Annotated in this window: 3 protein-coding genes; all 3 read left to right on the top strand. The window is 57.1% G+C overall.

Annotated elements, in window-relative coordinates; all coding sequences use genetic code 11:
• Positions 1–970: NHL repeat-containing protein (locus tag S1OALGB6SA_RS03405; protein ID WP_195910272.1), on the top strand; the 970-nt coding region annotated here is incomplete at its 5' end.
• A 67-nt stretch (positions 971–1,037) separates the two neighbouring features.
• The gene (locus S1OALGB6SA_RS03400; RefSeq protein WP_124032565.1) at positions 1,038–1,256 is read left to right on the top strand and encodes an SBBP repeat-containing protein; all 219 of its coding nucleotides are present in this window, start codon (positions 1,038–1,040) and stop codon (positions 1,254–1,256) included.
• Positions 1,257–1,280: 24 nt separating this feature from the next.
• Positions 1,281–1,619, top strand: a complete 339-nt coding sequence (locus S1OALGB6SA_RS03395) for an NHL repeat-containing protein (RefSeq protein WP_124032564.1) — start codon at positions 1,281–1,283, stop codon at positions 1,617–1,619.
• Positions 1,620–1,715 lie beyond the last annotated feature (96 nt).

The following is a 1,715-nucleotide window of genomic DNA, read 5'->3' as shown; positions in this document are numbered from 1 at the left end:
AAGCACCTTGGCCGGCAGCACGTTAGGTCATGTGGATGCCACCGGCACAGCGGCGAAGTTTGACTACCCCCGCGGAGTGGCTGTGGACTCATCCGGCAATGTCTATGTGGCTGATACTGGCAATCACCGCATCCGGAAAATCACGCCGGAGAGGGTGGTAAGCACCTTTGCCGGCAACGGCGTAAGGGGTTTTGCGGATGGCACCACCACGGCGCGGTTTGACTACCCCGACGGAGTGGCTGTGGACTCATCCGGCACTGTCTATGTGACAGATACTGGCAACAACCGCATCCGGAAAATCACGCCGGCGGAGGTGGTAACCACCTTGGCCGGCGGTGGCAGGTCAGATGATGGGGCAGGTAATACTGATGGCATCGGCACAGCGGTGCACTTTTACCAACCCTACGGAGTGGCTGTGAACTCATCCGGCAATGTCTATGTGGCTGATTCTAACAACCACCGCATCCGGAAAATCACGCCGACGGGGGTGGTAAGCACCTTAGCCGGCAGCACAGAGGGTTTTGCAAATGGCGCCGGCACAGAAGCACGGTTTGACGACCCCTACGGAGTGGCTGTGGACTCATCCGGCAATGTCTATGTGGCTGATTTTAGCAATCACCGCATCCGGAAAATCACGCCAGCGGGGGTGGTAACCACCTTGGCCGGCAGCACAAGGGGTCATACTGATGCCACCGGTACCGCGGCAAAGTTTAACCATCCCTACGGCGTGGCTGTGGACTCATCCGGCAATGTCTATGTGGCAGATTCATTCAACCACCGCATCCGGAAAATCACGCCGGCGGGGGTGGTAACCACCTTGGCCGGCAGCACAAGGGGTTTTGCGGATGGCACCGGCACAGCGGCAAAGTTTAACCAACCCACCCATGTGGCTGTAGACTCAGAGGACAATGTCTATGTGGCAGATCGTGACAACAACAGCATCCGGAAGATAGAGTACAAGGTGCCCTAGCCAGCGGTACAAGGGGTCATACTGATGCCACCGGTACCGCGGCACGCTTTGACGCCCCCCCGCCGGAGTGGCTGTGGACTCATCCGGCAATGTCTATGTGGCAGATAATGGCAACCACCGCATCCGGAAAATCACGCCGGCGGGGGTGGTAAGCACCATAGCTGGTACTGACGCAGAAGCACGCTTTAACCACCCCTCCGGAGTGGCTGTAGACTCATCCGGCAATGTCTATGTGGCAGATAGTGCCAATCACCGCATCCGGAAGATAGAGTACAAGGTGCCCTAGGCAGTGGCACAGCGGATTCTGGAAATGGCACCGGCACAGCGGCACAGTTTAACTACCCCGCGGAGTGGCTGTGGACTCATCCGCAATATCTATGTAGCAGATACATACAACAACCGCATCCGGAAAATCACGCCGGCGGGGGTGGTAAGCACCTTTGCTGGCAGCACAGAGGGTTCTGCGGATGCCATCGGTACCGCGGCACGATTTAAACTCCCCTACGGAGTGGCTGTGGACTCATCCGGCAATGTCTATGTGGGAGATAATGGCAACCACCGCATCCGGAAGATAGAGTACAAGCTGCCTTGGGCCAGCGGCGCGATGGCGCCTCATGTCAATGCGGTACCTTTTAGAACTGCCCCTTGATGCGGAAGCCGGGGGCTGGCTATCGCTTTGAAAGTAGACGCTGAGTTTGGAAAAACTCCTGAATTCTCTGGTGAATCGGGATGAATTAAGTTGTAA

Origin of the sequence: Olavius algarvensis spirochete endosymbiont, assembly GCA_900608495.1 — a bacterium.
Lineage (GTDB): Bacteria > Spirochaetota > Spirochaetia > DSM-2461 > DSM-2461 > UBA2779.
Note: the sequence above shows the minus strand (reverse complement) of the source record. Positions and strands in the feature narration are given on the sequence as shown.

What these genes read in the sequence shown, in the direction of transcription:
- S1OALGB6SA_RS03395 (WP_124032564.1), top strand. Translation starts at nt 1,281, where the DNA reads ATGGCACCGGCACAGCGGCACAGTTTAACTACCCCGCGGAGTGGCTGT.